Here is a 16,957-nt window from a genome sequence, read left to right as displayed (position 1 = left end):
TCCTGGGGAAATCATGTTTACAGGTTATGGGAACTGCTATCGCCTGGATGCGCTAGACGCGGCCTCTGAACATGTCCGGAACTCGCAACACTGGACGTACAAGACCATACAACACTTTAAAGGCGTCCTTGCCAACCCTGACTTTCCATGCCTGTTCGGGCGCAAGGCAGTAGCCGCCGAAACCTGCCATATCCTCTTCGCGCGTGCCGAGCACCTGGCTGACGACATGGCCAAGGGGCTGGCCGATTATGTCCAGAACATCAGGCACGTGCCGGTAAAACAACGTATCGGCAGCCCGCTGGTGGTCTTTCTCGAAACAGCCAGCGAGCTGACCCTTGCCGAGCAACAAGCCCTGGCCTGGAAAGTCCTGCGCGGCGTGCACGCGCGCGACCCGCACCCCTGGCCCCAGGCCATCCCGACCGACCCTGACGACAACGGGTGGTCGTTCTGCTACGGCGGTATGCCGCTGTTCATCAACATGAACTTCCCCGGCCACCGGCAAATGAAAAGCCGCAACCTGGGCCCGCACATCACCTTCGTCATCAACCCCCGGGAGAACTTCGACGAAGTCGCCAATGCCGACACCGAAAGTGGCAAGCGCATTCGCGCTCGTATCCGCGAGCGTGTACGCAATTACAACGATGGCGTCGTACCCGACACCCTCGGTTTCTTCGGCCAGGACGACAACTACGAGTGGAAGCAATACCAACTCCAGGAGCAGGGCTCGCTGAACCCGCCACGCTGCCCCTTCCACGCCCTGGCAACCTCCGACTCATTGATCGAGAACTGACCGTGAATACCGCATTGACGCTGACCTACGCCCTGACCGTCCTGCTGCTGATCGCCACCCCTGGCCCGGTGGTGGCGCTGATCGTCAACACTGCCGCGGCCTCCGGGTCGCGAAAGGCCATCTTTACCGCCGTCGGCACCAACTGGGCATCACTGGTGCTGATCGGCGCGGCAGCGTGGATCATTCTCACCAGCGCCGCCATCGACAAGACCTGGCTCAGCGCCATGAGCCTTCTCGGCTGCCTGTTCATCGGTCATATCGCCGTGGGCACCCTGAAAGATGCGCTGCAGGCACCGACTGCCGAGGCCACCGGCGACGGGTCCAAGCCTGGACGTGGCGGCCTGTGGCAAGGGTTCATGGTGGGCATCTCCAACCCCAAGGACATCATCTTTTTCATCGCTTTCTTCCCCCAGTTCATACAAATCACCGAATCTTTCGGCAAAAGCATGGTGGTGTTGTCACTGCTCTGGGTAGTCATCGACTTCGCGGTGCTCAGCCTGTACATCTTCGCCATTGGCAAGATCGCGTCGCAGCGCAGCAACCGCCTGATCAGCCTGGCCTCGGGCGTCGCCCTGCTGCTGATTGCCGCTGGGGGCCTGCTGTACAACCTCAGGGAGCTGGCATCCTGAGGCGAGCAAGCCCACACCTTCGTTGCAAAGAGGAGTGCCCATGAAAATGACCGACACTGCCGCCGACTCAACGGGCATGCCCTCTCCCCTGCAGCAGGACTACCAGCACTTCCTGCTGCTGGGCAACCGCCGTGCTCCGCACACCTTGCAGGTACACGAGCGCGGCTATCGCTCGGGCACCATCAACACCGATGCCCTGGGTTTGCGCTACAGCCATTTCGCGGGCAAACGCTTCTCGGCCGCCGAACGCGGCGCGAGCGGGCGCATCAATCTGCTGGTCGGTGGTTCCACCGCACTGGGTATCGGTGCCAGCTCCGACGAGCACACCGTGGCGTCGCACCTTTCGATGCTCACCGGGGAGGTGTGGCTGAACCTGGCCAGTTGCGGGCTCAACGCCAGCCAGGAGTTGCTCCTGTTCCTCACCCATCAGCACCGCTTCGGGCAGATCGGCCACGTAGTGGTGCTCAGCGGCCTCAACACCCTGGCCCACGAAGGCTTGAGCGAAGTCCTCGATGGGTTGCAGGACCCCGTGCACGCCAAGGCCCAGCAGGCATTTCTCGACAGTTTCAAGGAAGGTGTCCAACCCGCCGACTCGCCCGACACCCCATCCCTCTGGCGTCGCCTGGGGCAGGCTTTGGCACCGCGCCGGCCAGCTACTCCGGTCTCCTGGTCGCTGACCGCACCGGAAAAACGCATGGCGCGCGCCGCCGACAGCATCGGCCGTACCCTGCGCCAATGGGAGCGCATGCTGGCTGAAAGCCACACCACACTCACGTTCATTCTCCAGCCACTGTTGCCCTGGTGCCGGGACACCGTGCCCGCTGGCGAACAGGCCATGCTGGCAGCCCTGGAGCGCCGGTCAGCGAACTTCGACAAGCTGCTTGAAGACGCTTACGACAGCCAGCTGCATATGGCCTACTTTCGTCGCATAAAGCGCCAGGCCGACCCGGTTCCCTGCTATGACATGAACAGCATGCTCAGCAGTTCGCCGGTGTTTGGCGCCGATCTGTTCGTCGACCGCCTGCACCTCAATGACCTGGGCAACAATGCCTTGGCCAAGGTGATCACCGCCAAACTTGGCCTGGCCCAGGAAAAACACGCTCAGCGCAAGGTCACGCCGATCAAGCTCGTCTGACAGTTACCCTCGGGCCTTCCTGCAAGTGCCTGTGCATGGCTAAAATACGTCGTCGTTCCGATTTGCCTGAGGCACCCCTGTACCGGCCATGAACATCGTAGTCCTCCATCAGTACCCTCCTGTCAGCCCTGAACGTCGCTCGTCAGGCAAGGGTGGCCTGTGAGTCGCGTCAGTGTCCTGCCCCCACTGCTGATTGCCCTGGCACCGCTGGCCGCGCAAGCGCTCGATGTTCGCATCGATCCCCATGCCGACCTGCTTTATCGCCAGGCCCTGCCGCTGCTTGAACAGGCAGATACCCAGGAAGACTCGGCCAGCCCCCTGCGCGCGGCCATGGGTAGCGACCCTGAGTTGACCCGCCAGGGCGAGGCAATGGCCCGTACGCTGCCGACGGCCGTGGCGCTGCTGAAGAAATCCGTGGAACTGGGGCACCCGGTGGCGCAGTACCGCCTGGCCCTGTACTACATGACCTACCTGCCGGCTGCGCAGATTCCAGATGCCGCCTGCCCGTTGCTGCAGGCCAGTCTCAAGCAAGGATTCGCCCCGCCCGCCTCCGCGATCGCGAGTTTGTGCACGCCCTACAACACCAGCCCCACCTACCGCCAGGAGCTGGAGGCCATTCCCAGCATGGCCACCTTGTATGCCCCCTACTACCCGCAACCGGCCCTGCGCCTGGCCTGCAACCGCAGCCAACCCCAGGGCCTGCAGATGCAATGGGGGCGTCAGCGCGACTACCAGGCCGAAGTCTACCGGCTGCTGAGCGACCTGGACCCGCAGCAACGTCAGACGCTGTTGCAAAAGGCCATTGAAATCAACGGCTGCGCCACGGCGCAACAACGCCTGGCCAGCCATCGTTGACGGCTCAGGTAGGCGCCCTGTGCCGCCTACCTGAGCAAGATCGTTCAAGCCAGCGCCGGTCGCGCTCTGGCATGCTGGCCTGCCTAGTACAGATGTTGTAGCCGCCATGCCCAGCAGCCTTCCCATTGCCCGCCAAGCCTTTCTCCATGGCGCCATCGCCATTCTGCCGCTGTCCCTGGCCGTGGCCCCATGGGGCCTGCTGGCAGGCTCGATGGCCATCGAAGCCAACCTCAGCGCCTGGGAAGGCCAGGGACTGTCGGCCATCGTCTTCGCTGGCGCTGCGCAACTGGTAGCCATCGGTATGCTCAAGGGCGGTGCCAACCTGGCGTCGATCCTGCTGACTACCTTGCTGCTGACCTCGCAGCACTTGCTCTACGGCCTGTCCATGCGTCCGGTACTGTCGAGCCAGCCGCTGCGCTGGCGGCTGGGCCTGGGCTTCCTGCTCACCGATGAATTCTTCGCCCTGACCAGCCATTACGACCAGCAGCAGTTCAACCGCTGGTACGCGCTTGGCGTCGGCCTGACCTTCTATGTGGCGTGGAACCTGTTCACCCTGGCCGGGATCATCCTTGGCCAGAACATTCCGCACCTGGACCAACTGGGCCTGGATTTCTCCATCGTCGCCACCTTCGTCGCCCTGATCGCGCCACTGGTGCGCAACCTGGCAACGGCCGTATGCGTGGCGGTATCGCTGTTCTGCTCGGTGCTGTTCAGCTACTGGCACTGGGAAACCGCCCTGGTGGCTGCCGGCCTGCTGGGTATGACAGCGGGCTTCGTGTGTCAAAAGTTTTTCGGAGGCCGCGCATGATCTGGCTGCTGATATTCACCATGGGCGCGGTGGTGTTCCTCAACCGCTACGCCTTCCTCGAACCTCGCCTGCCCCTGCGCCTGAGCTCCAATGCCCGGCAGTTCCTGGGCTTCGCCGTGCCTGGCATGCTCACGGCCATCTGCGGACCAATCATCTTCCTGCCCGGCCACCAGCTGGACCTGAGCCCGCTCAACCCCTACCTGCTCGGCTCGCTGGTGGCCATTGCACTGGTGCTCTGGACGCGCAGCGTATTGTTGAGCATGCTGGTGAGCATGTTGATCTTCTTCCTACTACGCAGCTGGCTGGCATGAGCACGCCCCTGCGCGAACAGACCCACCTCTGGCAAGCACCGGCCCTGGGCGATGTGGAAATGCTGCACGCGCGGTATTTCCAGCAGCGCTTCGCCCCGCACGTGCATGAAGGTTACGTGTTCACCGTGATCGAGTCAGGGGCCCAACGCTTCTGGCACCGGGGCAGCGAGCACCTGGCGCCGGTGGGCAGCATGGTGCTGATCAACCCCGATGAACTGCACACCGGTGCCACCGCCCACGAAGCCGGCTGGCGCTATCGCGGCTTTTATCCAGACCACGAGCGGGTTACCGGCGTGCTCGACGAGCTGGAACTGGGCCGCCATGGCATGCCGCACTTCAAGGACAGCGTGATTCAGGACCCGGCCCTGGCCTTGGCCTTCAGCCAACTGCACCAGTTGTCCGAGTCCGGTGCCAGCGCCCTGGAACAGCAGACCGCCTGGCGGCAGGCAGTGCTGGCATTGGTGCAGCGCCACGGGCAGTGTGCAGAGCCTACGGAACCCGGCAGAGAGCCACTAGCGGTGGCCCGTGCCCGTGAACTGCTGGAAAGCCAGCTGGCAGACCCGCCGTCGCTCGAAGAACTGGCTGCTGCCGTCAACCTGTCGCCGTTCCACTTCGCCAGGGTGTTCCGCCAGGCCACCGGCTTGCCGCCCCATGCCTGGCTCAAGCAACGCCGCCTGGCACGTGCGAGGGAGTTTCTGAAAAGCGGCCTGGCGGCCTCGGACGTGGCGTTTGCCTTGGGCTTTGCCGACCAGAGCCATTTGAGTCGGCAGTTCAAGCAGGCATACGGGGTAACGCCCGGCGCCTATCGCAGCGCCTGCCAGCACAGCTGAGGCGGTGCGGCACTTTGCCTCCGGCAGAGCGGCCAGCCGCTGCTACACTGACAGAGCTGATTGGAGGATCCTGCTATGTCCGAAAGAGAGCTCACCACCCTCCTCACGCTGATGAACCAGCGTCAAGCCTGCCTGAGCAGTGCCTGCAAGGAGATTGCCGACTGGATCGACCGGCAGGGCGATGTGCCCGCCGCCGGCAAGATCCGCGCCAGCCTCAAGGCTCTGGAGGCCGACGAAGCCCAGCTGCGCAAGACGCTGACTTCGTTGACGTTGGACAGGCCTTTGCCACGATTTCGTAGCTGAATGAAATGGGGCCGCTTTGCGGCCCAATCGCCGGCAAGCCGGCTCCTACACTGTGGGAGCCGGCTTGCCGGCGATTGGGCTGCAAGGCAGCCCCAAGTCAATCAGTGGTTCATATGCATATGGTCGTGCCCAGCGCCAGCCTCGGCATTCAGAGCACGCACCTCAGCCTGCACCTGCAGGGTTTCCTTTTCGCCCTTGGCACCCTCGATGGTCAGGGTCAGTGGCACTTTCTCGCCTTCCTTCACCTGTTGGCTCAAGCCCATCAGCATCACGTGGTAACCATTCGGGTCCAGGCTTACCGCCTTGCCTGCGGGCAGCTCGACCGACTTCACTTCCTTCATGCCCATGACATCGCCGTTCATGGTCATCTCGTGCACCTGCACGGTCTTGGCCACAGGCGACGCCACGCCAACCAGCTTGCTGTCGCTGCTGGCGGTCAAGGTCATGAAGGCACCGGTGGACTGCTGGTGCGGCACGCTGGCCCGCACCCAGGCATCGCTCACAGTGGTCTGAGCCAGGGCTGGCAGGGCCAGGCCCATCAGCACCAGGGCAGCCAAACCGCGTTTGATCGGTTGCATCGACATTCAGCAAATCTCCATCAGGGTGGCCAGGTCTTCAGCACATTCCTTGGCGTTCAGGGAATGGCCCAGGCTCAGGCGCAGGGTGCCACGTGTATCGTAGACGTAGCTGGTGGACGAGTGAGAGATGGTGTAGGTGTCACCGGCCGGGACTTTCTCGTAGAACACCTTGAACTCCTTGGCCACCTCGGCGATTTCTTCCGGGGTGCCGGTCAGCGCGGTGAACGACGGGTCGAAGGCCTTGACGTAGGCATCTAGCACTTCAGGGGTGTCTCGCTCCGGATCCAGCGTGATGAACACCACCTGGAAAATTTCGCGGTCGCGCCCCCTGAGCAGGTTCTTGATTTGCGCCGCACGCGCCAAGGTGGTCGGGCAGACCGCCGGGCACTGGGTGAAACCGAAGAAGATCATCGGCATGCTGCCGTAGAAGCTCGACAGGGTGACGTCGTTGCCACGGGTATCCTTGAGGCGGAACTTGCGCCCGAGGATTTCGTTGCTCATGTTCTTGCCGTACTTGAACTCGAGCCCCCGGGCCGGGTTGCAGCCTGCCAGCAGGCCGAGCCCGAGAACGCCCATCCCGGCGACAACTGCGCGCCGGGTAAACAGATCATTCATGGAACCATCCTTTACAGGGAAGGTGCCGGCCCTAGGGACAGGCCGGCCGAAAAACCGGGGCATTCTGGCATGACACCCCCAGGGCATCTACCCGACGTTGGGGGTGCAGGCCTGCAGCCCTTTAAATACGGGCTGCGGCCTGTTGTCGCAGGGGTTGAATCCGTAACAGTTTGTTGCTAGGGATCAAGGCTTTTCACCGCGAGCCTGAATCGCCCGACGCGTATCAGTAGTACGCGTTTTCTTTCTGGGTATGGTCGGTCACGTCGCGCACGCCCTTGAGCTCGGGAATTCGCTCGAGCAGGGTGCGCTCGATGCCTTCCTTCAAGGTGACGTCAGCCTGGCCGCAGCCCTGGCAACCGCCGCCGAACTGCAGCACGGCGATGCCGTCGTCGACTACATCCACCAGGCTGACCTGGCCGCCGTGGCTGGCCAGACCCGGGTTGATCTCGGTCTGCAGGTAGTAGTTGATGCGCTCGTTGATCGGGCTGTCTTCGTTGACCATCGGCACCTTGGCGTTCGGTGCCTTGATGGTCAACTGGCCGCCCATGCGATCGGTGGCGTAGTCAACCAGCGCGTCCTCAAGAAACGGCACGCTGACCGCATCGAGGTAAGCGGTGAAACTCTTTAGCCCTACCGGCTCGTCATCAGGCTTTTCTTCGCCCGGCTTGCAATAGGCGATGCAGGTTTCGGCGTACTGGGTGCCCGGCTGGGTAATGAAAATGCGGATGCCGATGCCAGGCGTGTTCTGCTTGGACAGCAGATCGGCCAGGTAATCATGGGCGGCGTCGGTAATGGTTATAGCGCTCATGGAAGTTCCTCACAGACTTGCGGCCAAGTGTACGCCAACCTGGCCTTTGAACAAAGTCCTAGTAATTGACTCGGGAAAGCGCATATGCCTGGCTTTGCTCCCGTGGCGCCGCCAGCCAGGCTTGCATCCGCCGATACAGCCCGCGTTCGAGCCACTGGTAGCTGAACCAAGACATTAGTCCAATGGACGGCACGCAGAAGGCAAAGACCAGGTAAGGGTTCACCTTCAGCCGCTGGCTGACGAACCAGCCGCCGTAAAGCACCAGAACATGTATCAAGTACACCGAGTAGGAACAGTCACCCAGCATCTTGAGCAGTCGATTGCCTTTGAAGTAAGGCTCAAGCGAAATGAACGCCAGCACCACCAATGCACTCGGCAGCCCCCAGTGCAGCAGGCGCTGGGAAGCGTCCAGGTGAAACAGCGCGTACCCAGCCGCCGCCAGCACCGCCATCGGCAGCCACAACCCTTCGCGGATCAACCCGCGACGGTACAGCACGCCCACACCGATACCGAGCAGAAACTCGTAGATGATGTCGTTGCTGTAGAAACGGCTGACCACACCCAACCGCCCCAGAAGCTCGCTCACCAACAGCAGCGCGGCAGTCACCATCAGTAAGTGATGACGCTGGCGGGCTATAAACGCCAGGCCGAACAACACGTAGAAGAACATCTCGAAATTCAGTGTCCAGCCGACGTTCAAGGTTGGGTACAGCCCGTAGCCACCCGGGTTTTCGGCCGGGATGAACAACAGCGACAACAGCAGGTGCTGCCACTGGAACACCTGATGGGGCATCCAGCGGCTGGCAACGAGCAGCAGCATGGCCATCAGCGCGGTGTAGAACCAGTAGGCAGGGACGATGCGCAGCACCCTGTTGAGCAGGAACTGCCGCGGGTCGATGGCTTTGTCGCGGGTCGAGAGGTAGATCACCAGGCCGCTGATGACAAAGAAAATGTCGACTCCAACCGCGCCTCGCTCGCTGAGCAGGCGGCCGACAGGGCCGCTGGCGTGAAAGTCGAAGAAGATTTGCATGAAGTGGTGGCAGACCACCACCCAGGCGGCGAACGCCCGCAGTGCTTGAAGCGAATACAGCATGAATTACCTGCGATCAGCCGGTGCATTGAGGCCGCGACAAGTTGCATCCCACAACGCCTGTAGGAGCCGGCTTGCCGGCGATGGGGCTGCAACGCAGCCCCTGGCCACCCGATCGATCCGACCGCAGTGTTCCCTGAAAGGTCAGTTCAACCGATCAGAGGTTCTCGTAGCGGTTCATGTCCAGCACGCCCGCCTCCATCGGTTGAGTCTGCTTGATGAAGGTGTTCAGGTCATGGAAGTAGAACCAGAACTGCGGGTGACTGCGACGCACGCCCCAGCGCATGACGATGCGCTCGAACTTGGCCGGGTCGTCACGCGCCGCTTCCATGTCCTCGACGAACTCCGGCACGTTCGACGCCGGAATGTTGAAGATGAAGTTCGGGTAGCTGCTGAGCACGCCCGGGTACAAGGTCAGGGTGTCCAGCCCCGGCTGGTAGCGGTAGGCCTCGCCCAGCAGGAAAGCCACGTTGCTGTGCGCCCGGTTGCGCAACAGGCTGTAGACCTGGCGCTGACCGTCCTGCCCTTCGATGCGCAGCATGGTCGCCTCGGGCAGCTGGTTGATGACCTTCAACCCCGCCGCAGGGCGCGACACCAGACGGCTAAGCGACTGTTCGACGCGCTGGAACTCGGCGTTCATCTCTGGCCGCGAGCAATAAGCGCCCGTGCAGCGGTTGATCGGGTCGGGGGCCGCGTTGAGGCTGCCGGTGCGCTGCAACAGTTTCAGGCCAAAGTCGCGCGTCGGGTTGCGTTCGTCGAGCTTCAGCCCACTCGGGGTGTCGGTGTCGATGTCCTCGTAGTCCATCCACATCTTCACCTTGCCGCTGTTCTGGTACCAGTTGCTGAGCACCTTGCCACGCTGCTCCGCCGGCATCAGGCGCAGGAAGTTGACCTCGGCGCCGTTACGGATCAGGTCGAAGTACAAGCGCGTCTGCAACTGGTGCGAGACGTTGCCGAACACATCGAAGTTGACCGCCAACTGGTAATAGGTGCGCTCGAACAGCGGGTAGTCGAACAGCCAGGTGGTCAGCGGCACATCGCCGATCAAGCCCTTGGTCACCGATGCACTGTCGAAGTGACGGAAGATGGTCAGCAAGGCATTGTCATTACCCGCCCACAGGGTCGACCAGCTGGGGGGCGGCATCTCGGCATAGGCCTCGCGGCGCAGTTTTTCATACTCGTTGCGCTTGTCGCGGTAGGCGTGCCACAGGGTGAGCACGCTGCCCACGTCGTCGATCTGCCCAGGCATCGCCAACAACGGCGTGGCTTCGCTGCGGTACTTGGCATCGGTGATGTAACGGTCGTGGGCCGGTTCCTGGAACAGCGCCCAGAAGTTGTCGCGGATCACGTCGGTGGCGATCTGCCCACGGCATACCGGGCCACGGATGAAGGTGCGCACGAAGTACTCGGCGTTATCCAGCATGAACTGGTAGCGCGCCACTGCCGGAATGGCCTCGAAGGTCTCGAACGGGTTGGCCCGGTGACGCGGGCCGTAACCTGGCAGCGCGGTGGCATGCCAGTCGCCAGCGTAGAACAGCTGCTTGACCCGCTTGAGCTTTTGCGGGCCCATGGGGTACGTGATGTGGGTCTTGTGCACGATCACGCCCTGCACCGGCACCAGGCGGTAGTAGAAGTCGGTGCCCGGCGGGTCGTTGGGACGGCGGGTGGCGATCAGGTCGACCGGCTGGCCGCTCGGCGTGCGCGAGCGCACCCATTGGAAGAAGTGACCTTGTTCACCACCAACAAAATAGATGTGCGCCAGGAACAAGTGCTCGTACAGCCAACGCCCCACCAGCGCCTCGGTAGAGCCCGGACGGTTCAGCAGCTCTTCCCAGTCTGCAATCTGCCTGGCCTCGACCGGGCTGGGCTGAATCGGCTGATACTCTACCGGCGCCCCGGCCGACAGCCAGCTGCGCAGGGTGTTGTATTGCTGGTCGGTCAGCCCGGTGACAGCCAGCGGCATGCCTTCCTTGGGGTGGGCGCCGGCATAGGCGTCGAACTCATGGGGCAGCGGGCACATGTTGTTGCGGTTGAGCCCCAGGACGATCTCTTCGGGCAGCTTGGCATTGGGCGTGAGCGGCGTCTTGTGCCCGAGTTCGAGCATGCGCGCCATCAGTGCAGCCTGGCTGCCCTGGTTGTCGAGCACCGAATAGAAGCCCTTCTTGCGCCACTCGGCCTCGCTGTGGGCATCGTAGAACAGCCTCGTGGTGGGCACCGCCTTGCTCCGGTCGCCCTGGTACACCGGCACCTTGGTTGCACCACGCACCGCCCCTTCGGGGCTTTCCAGCTTGAGCTGGCAGGCAGCGTCGTTACAGGCGTGGCAGGCCACGCACTTCTCGGTGAAGATCGGTTGGATGTCCCGGGTGTAGGAAATGGCGGGACTCGATTGGGGGGCCTGCCCGAACGTCACGCCACTGGCGAGCAGGGCGAAAGCGCCAGCCAAGGCAAGAAAACAACGATGCACCATGTGCGGAAAGTCCTGGTTACATAAAGCCATCACGATTGCCTGGTCGTCCTTGGATGCTCGTCGGCCCAACATGAACGGAATTCATGCAAATGGGCAGTGCGCCTAAAAACCGCGCAGCTTTGTTATGATTCGGCACCTTCTGATTTTTGCCCGACCAGGTAGTTCCTATGTCCGACCGCAGCGCTCGTCTCCAAGCACTCCAGAACGCACTCAAAGAGCGCATCCTGATCCTCGACGGTGGCATGGGTACTATGATCCAAAGTTACCGCCTCGAGGAACACGACTATCGTGGCACGCGTTTCGCCGATTGGCCAAGCGACGTCAAAGGCAACAACGATCTGCTGCTGCTGAGCCGCCCCGATGTCATCGCTGCCATCGAGAAGGCCTACCTGGACGCCGGCGCCGACATTCTCGAAACCAACACCTTCAACGCCACGCAGATCTCCCAGGCCGACTACGGCATGGAGTCGCTGGTGTACGAACTGAACGTCGAAGGCGCACGCATCGCTCGCCAGGTGGCCGACGCCAAGACCCTGGAAACCCCGGACAAGCCACGCTTCGTCGCGGGCGTGCTCGGCCCGACCAGCCGCACCTGCTCGATCTCCCCGGACGTCAACGACCCCGGCTACCGCAACGTCACCTTCGACGAACTGGTAGAAAACTACATCGAGGCTACCCGTGGCCTGATCGAGGGCGGCGCCGACCTGCTGCTGATCGAAACCATCTTCGACACCCTCAACGCCAAGGCGGCGATCTTCGCCGTGCAGCAGGTGTTCGAAGAAGACGGCCTCGAACTGCCGATCATGATTTCCGGCACCATCACCGACGCCTCCGGCCGTACCTTGTCCGGGCAAACCACCGAAGCGTTCTGGAACTCGGTGCGCCACGCCAAGCCGATTTCGGTAGGCCTGAACTGCGCCCTGGGTGCCAAGGACCTGCGCCCGTACCTCGAAGAGCTGGCGACCAAGGCCGACACCCATGTTTCGGCGCACCCCAACGCCGGCCTGCCCAATGCCTTCGGTGAATACGACGAAACCCCGGCGGAAATGGCTGCCGTGGTCGAGGAGTTCGCGGCCAGCGGCTTCCTCAACATCATCGGCGGTTGCTGCGGCACCACCCCGCCGCACATCCAGGCCATCGCCGAGGCCGTGGCCAAGTACAAGCCACGGGTGATCCCCGACATCCCGAAGGCCTGCCGCCTCTCGGGCCTGGAGCCGTTCACCATCGATCGTCAGTCGCTGTTCGTCAACGTCGGCGAGCGCACCAACATCACCGGTTCCGCCAAGTTCGCCCGCCTGATCCGTGAAGAGAACTACACCGAAGCGCTGGAGGTCGCCCTGCAGCAGGTCGAAGCCGGCGCCCAGGTGATCGACATCAACATGGACGAAGGGATGCTCGATTCCCAGGCCGCCATGGTCCGCTTCCTTAACCTGATCGCTGGCGAGCCGGACATCTCCCGCGTGCCGATCATGATCGACTCCTCCAAGTGGGAAGTGATCGAAGCAGGCCTCAAGTGCATCCAGGGCAAGGGCATCGTCAACTCGATCTCCATGAAGGAAGGCGTCGAGCAGTTCAAGCACCACGCCCGCCTGTGCAAGCGTTATGGCGCCGCCGTGGTGGTGATGGCCTTCGACGAAGTCGGCCAGGCCGATACCGCCGCACGCAAGAAGGAAATCTGCCAGCGTAGCTATGACATCCTGGTCAACGAAGTGGGCTTCCCGCCGGAAGACATCATCTTCGACCCGAACATTTTCGCAGTCGCCACCGGCATCGAAGAGCACAACAACTACGCCGTCGACTTCATCGAGGCCTGTGCCTATATCCGCGATCACCTGCCCTACGCCCTGTCGAGCGGCGGGGTGTCCAACGTGTCGTTCTCGTTCCGCGGCAACAACCCGGTGCGCGAAGCGATCCACTCGGTGTTCCTGTACCACGCCATCCAGAATGGCCTGACCATGGGTATCGTCAACGCTGGCCAGCTGGAAATCTACGACGAGATCCCGGCTGCCCTGCGTGAAAAAGTCGAGGACGTGGTGCTCAACCGCACCCCGCACGGCACCGACGCGCTGCTGGCCATTGCCGATGACTACAAGGGCGGCGGCGCGGCCAAGGAAGTGGAAAACGAAGAGTGGCGCTCGCTGCCGGTGGAAAAGCGCCTGGAGCACGCACTGGTCAAGGGCATCACTGCCTTCATCGTCGAAGACACCGAAGAGTGCCGCCAGCAATGCGCGCGCCCGATCGAGGTCATCGAAGGCCCATTGATGAACGGCATGAACGTGGTCGGCGACCTGTTCGGCGCCGGCAAGATGTTCCTGCCCCAGGTGGTCAAGTCCGCCCGCGTGATGAAGCAGGCCGTGGCGCACCTGATTCCGTTCATCGAAGCCGAGAAAGGCGACAAGCCCGAAGCCAAGGGCAAGATCCTCATGGCCACGGTCAAGGGCGACGTGCACGACATCGGCAAGAACATCGTCGGTGTGGTACTGGGCTGTAACGGCTACGACATCGTCGACCTCGGCGTGATGGTGCCGGCGGAGAAAATCCTGCAGACCGCCCGCGAGCAGAAGTGCGACATCATCGGCCTGTCCGGCCTGATCACCCCGTCGCTGGACGAAATGGTTCACGTCGCACGCGAAATGCAGCGCCAGGACTTCCACCTGCCGCTGATGATCGGTGGCGCCACCACCTCCAAGGCGCACACCGCGGTGAAGATCGAGCCCAAGTACAGCAACGACGCAGTGGTCTACGTGACCGACGCCTCCCGCGCCGTGGGCGTGGCCACTCAGCTGCTGTCCAAGGAACTGAAACCAGGTTTCGTCGAGAAAACCCGCCAGGAATATGTGGAAGTGCGTGAGCGCACCGCCAACCGCAGCGCTCGCACCGAGCGCTTGAGCTACACCCAGGCGGTGGCGGCCAAGCCGAAGTACGACTGGGCCGGCTACCAGCCAGCGGTGCCCTCCTTCACCGGCGTCAAAGTGCTCGACAACATCGACCTGCGCACCCTGGCCGAGTACATCGACTGGACGCCGTTCTTCATCTCCTGGGACCTGGCAGGCAAGTTCCCGCGCATCCTCACCGACGAAGTGGTGGGCGAAGCCGCCACCGCGCTGTACCAGGATGCCCGCCAGATGCTCGACAAGCTGATCGACGAGAAGCTGATCAGCGCCCGCGCCGTGCTCGGCTTCTGGCCGGCCAACCAGGTGGCCGATGACGACATCGAAGTGTATGGCGAAGACGGCCAGCCGCTGGCCACCCTGCACCACCTGCGCCAGCAGACCATCAAGCCCGACGGCAAGCCAAACTTCTCCCTGGCCGACTTCGTCGCGCCGAAGAACAGCGGCGTCACCGACTACGTCGGCGGCTTCATCACCACTGCCGGCATCGGTGCCGAGGAAGTCGCCAAGGCTTACCAGGACAAGGGCGACGACTACAGCTCGATCATGGTCAAGGCCCTGGCCGACCGCCTGGCCGAGGCCTGCGCCGAGTGGCTGCACGAGCAGGTGCGTAAAGAACACTGGGGTTACGCCAAAGACGAGCACCTGGACAACGAAGCGCTGATCAAGGAGCAGTACAGCGGTATCCGCCCTGCCCCAGGCTACCCGGCGTGCCCGGACCACACCGAGAAGGAAACACTGTTCCGCCTGCTCGATGGCACCGCCATCGGCGAAACCGGCCCGAGCGGTGTGTTCCTCACCGAACACTTCGCGATGTTCCCGGCAGCGGCGGTCAGCGGCTGGTACTTCGCCCACCCGCAGGCGCAGTACTTCGCCGTGGGCAAGGTGGACAAGGACCAGATCGACAGCTACAGCGTGCGCAAGGGCCAGGAGGTGAGCGTGAGCGAGCGCTGGTTGGCGCCGAACCTGGGTTACGACAACTGATTCTGCGTTGATTTCTTCGCGGGTAAACCCGCTCCCACAGGGATCGCACCGCTATCAAAGCCTGTGCAGTACCTGTGGGAGCGGGTTTACCCGCGAAGCGGTCAGTACAGCCAACCTCACTCCCATTGCCTACACTGTCCCTGATTGCCTCTGAATTCATCAGGAGCCACCATGGACGATTCCAGCCAAGGCAAGCCGCCCACCTTCTGGCAGATGCTGCACAGCATCCTGGCCGCCGCCTTCGGCGTGCAAAGCGGCAAGAACCGCGCCCGCGATTTCACCCACGGCAAAGCCAGCCACTTCATCGTGCTCGGCACGCTATTCACGCTGGTGTTCATCCTGGTGCTGGTCGGCCTTGTGCAACTGGCCATGCACCTCACCGCCCATTGAAACGCAATCCGCCCGCGGAATTCCCTTCCACGGGCGGCTCAGGTTGAATCACGGTCTAAAGACTAAGGCTACTGGTGGCTGACCCAATACACGGCGGTGACCACCACCAGGACGATCAGGCAGAGGATCGCCCAGGCATCGACACTGCTGTCAGCTTTGCGGACCTTGGTTGAGTTTCCCATTGCATTGCCTCTTGTAGTGGTTATGGGAATGCACTTCACCACCAGCAGTTAAGACGAGCAATGCCCTTCCCTCAAGCAGGGTTTTTCAATAGTCGACGGGCGACGTAAGAAACGGGTACTGGAAACTGGCCGGGCGCCCTTCGGCGCTGTAACGCTGGAAATCAACTCCGTAGTCGTCCTTATCCAACAGTTTCAGCCATCGGCGGGCCTTGTCCTGGTCGATCGACTGCAACGCCGGCACGCGATGCTCACTCAGGCCGTCGCGATCCACCGCCACCCCGTGGGCGTCATCGTGCAGCATCACCATGGCCCAGCCGCCCAAGGTGAAGTGCCCGCCCATCAACACGCCGAGACGCCCATCGATTCGTGCCCGCAGTGCCTCAGGCGAATTGTTGATGGCACTGAACACCACATCGCGCCCTGGCTTGCGCCCGGCAGCTTCAAAAGCCTGCATGGCGCCGAAGGCCATCTCGTCGTTGGCCGACCACACCAGCTTGGTGTTCGGATAACGCTCCAGCAGCACCTGGGCCTGCTCGAAGGCGCGCTGGCGACTCCAGTTGCCGTAGACCACCTGACGCAAGCGCACCTGAGGAAAGTCGGCCAACGCCTGGCGCATGCCCTGCTCGCGCAGTTGCGAGGCCGGCGTGCTCTTGACGCCGGCAAAGGCTACCAGGTCGATCGGCTCGTTACCCCGCGGCAGCAAAGCGACCATCTGATGCAGCATCTGGTAACCGGCCTGTTCGTCGTTGGCAGTCAGGGTACCCAACAACTGCGCGTATTTTTCCGGTTGTGCTCGAATACTCTGGGCCTGGCTGGCGGTCAGCCCGTTGTTGACCAGAAACAGCTTGACCCCACTGCCCTGTGACAGCCGGATGATTTCCGGCGCCACATACTGCTCGTTGACCAGCACCAGGTAGTCCGGCCGTTGTGGCCCCTTGAGAATCGCCCGCGCCTGGACCAGCGCCTTTTCGGCACTGCGCTCGCTGTACTCGACGCGCAAGGTCATGCCGAGGTCGTCGGCAGCCGCCTGCATGAAACGCGAGTAGCTCGTCCAGAACGTCTCGCTGGACAGGCCGGGGTTGAGGAATACCACCGAAGCGGCCTGCGCACTGGCTGCCAGCGGCAGGCTCAGGCACACGCTTTGGCACAGCGCCTTGAGCATGCAGTTACACCCGTTGAAACAAAGCCGCGAGTATAAACGCGTAGCGCGCACTGGCGAACAAATGCCAGTCAGTCTCACTTAGTTCGTTTGGTTCTTTTCATATGCAAAAACATCACTTTAGCGCATAAC

16 protein-coding genes are annotated in these 16,957 nt (G+C 62.5%); 10 read left to right on the top strand and 6 right to left on the bottom strand.

All coding sequences use genetic code 11. The features are described from left to right. The first annotated feature begins 13 nt into the window (after positions 1-13). The 8 genes from PspTeo4_RS04995 (at position 14) to PspTeo4_RS04960 (ending at position 5,661) form a co-directional block, all read left to right on the top strand. Positions 14-790, top strand: a complete 777-nt coding sequence (locus PspTeo4_RS04995; protein WP_322362634.1) for a YqcI/YcgG family protein — start codon at positions 14-16, stop codon at positions 788-790. A gap of 2 nt (positions 791-792) precedes the next feature. Beyond that, entirely contained in the window at positions 793-1,419 is a 627-nt protein-coding gene (locus PspTeo4_RS04990) for a LysE family translocator (RefSeq protein ID WP_322362633.1), read from the top strand. A 40-nt stretch (positions 1,420-1,459) separates the two neighbouring features. Then, positions 1,460-2,554 (top strand): hypothetical protein, encoded by a 1,095-nt coding sequence (locus PspTeo4_RS04985; protein ID WP_322362632.1) that lies wholly within the window; start codon positions 1,460-1,462, stop codon positions 2,552-2,554. 159 nt (positions 2,555-2,713) lie between these two features. After that, positions 2,714-3,409, top strand: coding sequence for a sel1 repeat family protein (locus tag PspTeo4_RS04980; protein WP_322362631.1), 696 nt, complete (start codon positions 2,714-2,716; stop codon positions 3,407-3,409). Positions 3,410-3,515: 106 nt separating this feature from the next. After that, positions 3,516-4,217: an AzlC family ABC transporter permease gene (locus PspTeo4_RS04975; protein WP_322362630.1), complete on the top strand. Its 702-nt coding sequence runs from the start codon at positions 3,516-3,518 to the stop codon at positions 4,215-4,217. After that, positions 4,214-4,528 (top strand): AzlD domain-containing protein, encoded by a 315-nt coding sequence (locus PspTeo4_RS04970; protein WP_322362629.1) that lies wholly within the window; start codon positions 4,214-4,216, stop codon positions 4,526-4,528. Before PspTeo4_RS04975 ends, PspTeo4_RS04970 begins: the two co-directional genes overlap by 4 nt. Next, a complete protein-coding gene (locus tag PspTeo4_RS04965) occupies positions 4,525-5,358 on the top strand; it encodes an AraC family transcriptional regulator (RefSeq protein WP_322362628.1) in 834 nt (277 codons plus the stop codon). Before PspTeo4_RS04970 ends, PspTeo4_RS04965 begins: the two co-directional genes overlap by 4 nt. Before the next feature lie 75 nt (positions 5,359-5,433). Further along, entirely contained in the window at positions 5,434-5,661 is a 228-nt protein-coding gene (locus PspTeo4_RS04960; RefSeq protein ID WP_322362627.1) for a hypothetical protein, read from the top strand. A gap of 101 nt (positions 5,662-5,762) precedes the next feature. On the opposite strand, the gene PspTeo4_RS04955 is transcribed toward PspTeo4_RS04960, so the two are convergent. The 5 genes from PspTeo4_RS04955 to PspTeo4_RS04935 all read right to left on the bottom strand — a co-directional run bounded on the left by PspTeo4_RS04955 (position 5,763) and on the right by PspTeo4_RS04935 (position 11,219). Beyond that, positions 5,763-6,245, bottom strand: a complete 483-nt coding sequence (locus tag PspTeo4_RS04955) for a copper chaperone PCu(A)C (RefSeq protein WP_322362626.1) — start codon at positions 6,243-6,245, stop codon at positions 5,763-5,765. After that, the gene (locus PspTeo4_RS04950; RefSeq protein WP_322362625.1) at positions 6,246-6,854 is read right to left on the bottom strand and encodes an SCO family protein; all 609 of its coding nucleotides are present in this window, start codon (positions 6,852-6,854) and stop codon (positions 6,246-6,248) included. A gap of 223 nt (positions 6,855-7,077) precedes the next feature. Then, positions 7,078-7,662 carry a Fe-S biogenesis protein NfuA gene (gene nfuA, locus PspTeo4_RS04945; RefSeq protein ID WP_027919855.1) on the bottom strand — a complete coding sequence of 195 codons (585 nt, stop codon included), beginning with the start codon at positions 7,660-7,662 and terminating at the stop codon, positions 7,078-7,080. Positions 7,663-7,720: 58 nt separating this feature from the next. After that, positions 7,721-8,755 (bottom strand): acyltransferase, encoded by a 1,035-nt coding sequence (locus PspTeo4_RS04940; RefSeq protein WP_322362624.1) that lies wholly within the window; start codon positions 8,753-8,755, stop codon positions 7,721-7,723. A gap of 154 nt (positions 8,756-8,909) precedes the next feature. Then, on the bottom strand, positions 8,910-11,219 hold the full coding sequence (locus tag PspTeo4_RS04935) for a fatty acid cis/trans isomerase (protein ID WP_322362623.1): 2,310 nt from the start codon (positions 11,217-11,219) through the stop codon (positions 8,910-8,912). Positions 11,220-11,386: 167 nt separating this feature from the next. On the opposite strand from PspTeo4_RS04935, the gene metH reads away from it, so the two are divergent. Together metH and PspTeo4_RS04925 are read left to right on the top strand one after the other, a co-directional pair. Continuing rightward, positions 11,387-15,094 carry a methionine synthase gene (metH, locus tag PspTeo4_RS04930; RefSeq protein WP_322362622.1) on the top strand — a complete coding sequence of 1,236 codons (3,708 nt, stop codon included), beginning with the start codon at positions 11,387-11,389 and terminating at the stop codon, positions 15,092-15,094. 171 nt (positions 15,095-15,265) lie between these two features. Beyond that, positions 15,266-15,484, top strand: coding sequence for a DUF2970 domain-containing protein (locus PspTeo4_RS04925; RefSeq protein WP_322362621.1), 219 nt, complete (start codon positions 15,266-15,268; stop codon positions 15,482-15,484). A 267-nt stretch (positions 15,485-15,751) separates the two neighbouring features. Here PspTeo4_RS04925 and PspTeo4_RS04920 read toward each other — a convergent pair whose 3' ends face one another. Continuing rightward, entirely contained in the window at positions 15,752-16,828 is a 1,077-nt protein-coding gene (locus PspTeo4_RS04920) for an ABC transporter substrate-binding protein (RefSeq protein WP_322362620.1), read from the bottom strand. Positions 16,829-16,957: the final 129 nt, after the last annotated feature.

It is taken from the genome of Pseudomonas sp. Teo4 (assembly GCF_034387475.1).
Lineage (GTDB): Bacteria > Pseudomonadota > Gammaproteobacteria > Pseudomonadales > Pseudomonadaceae > Aquipseudomonas.
This window is presented reverse-complemented; position numbering and strand designations above follow the sequence as displayed.

Excerpts from the sequence above, each read along its gene's own strand:
- PspTeo4_RS04920 (WP_322362620.1), bottom strand. The coding sequence starts at position 16,828 with ATGCTCAAGGCGCTGTGCCAAAGCGTGTGCCTGAGCCTGCCGCTGGCA.
- metH (WP_322362622.1), top strand. The coding sequence starts at position 11,387 with ATGTCCGACCGCAGCGCTCGTCTCCAAGCACTCCAGAACGCACTCAAA.
- nfuA (WP_027919855.1), bottom strand. The coding sequence starts at position 7,662 with ATGAGCGCTATAACCATTACCGACGCCGCCCATGATTACCTGGCCGAT.
- PspTeo4_RS04970 (WP_322362629.1), top strand. The coding sequence starts at position 4,214 with ATGATCTGGCTGCTGATATTCACCATGGGCGCGGTGGTGTTCCTCAAC.
- PspTeo4_RS04960 (WP_322362627.1), top strand. The coding sequence starts at position 5,434 with ATGTCCGAAAGAGAGCTCACCACCCTCCTCACGCTGATGAACCAGCGT.
- PspTeo4_RS04935 (WP_322362623.1), bottom strand. The coding sequence starts at position 11,219 with ATGGTGCATCGTTGTTTTCTTGCCTTGGCTGGCGCTTTCGCCCTGCTC.
- PspTeo4_RS04985 (WP_322362632.1), top strand. The coding sequence starts at position 1,460 with ATGAAAATGACCGACACTGCCGCCGACTCAACGGGCATGCCCTCTCCC.
- PspTeo4_RS04955 (WP_322362626.1), bottom strand. The coding sequence starts at position 6,245 with ATGTCGATGCAACCGATCAAACGCGGTTTGGCTGCCCTGGTGCTGATG.
- PspTeo4_RS04940 (WP_322362624.1), bottom strand. The coding sequence starts at position 8,755 with ATGCTGTATTCGCTTCAAGCACTGCGGGCGTTCGCCGCCTGGGTGGTG.
- PspTeo4_RS04995 (WP_322362634.1), top strand. The coding sequence starts at position 14 with ATGTTTACAGGTTATGGGAACTGCTATCGCCTGGATGCGCTAGACGCG.
- PspTeo4_RS04925 (WP_322362621.1), top strand. The coding sequence starts at position 15,266 with ATGGACGATTCCAGCCAAGGCAAGCCGCCCACCTTCTGGCAGATGCTG.
- PspTeo4_RS04950 (WP_322362625.1), bottom strand. The coding sequence starts at position 6,854 with ATGAATGATCTGTTTACCCGGCGCGCAGTTGTCGCCGGGATGGGCGTT.
- PspTeo4_RS04975 (WP_322362630.1), top strand. The coding sequence starts at position 3,516 with ATGCCCAGCAGCCTTCCCATTGCCCGCCAAGCCTTTCTCCATGGCGCC.
- PspTeo4_RS04965 (WP_322362628.1), top strand. The coding sequence starts at position 4,525 with ATGAGCACGCCCCTGCGCGAACAGACCCACCTCTGGCAAGCACCGGCC.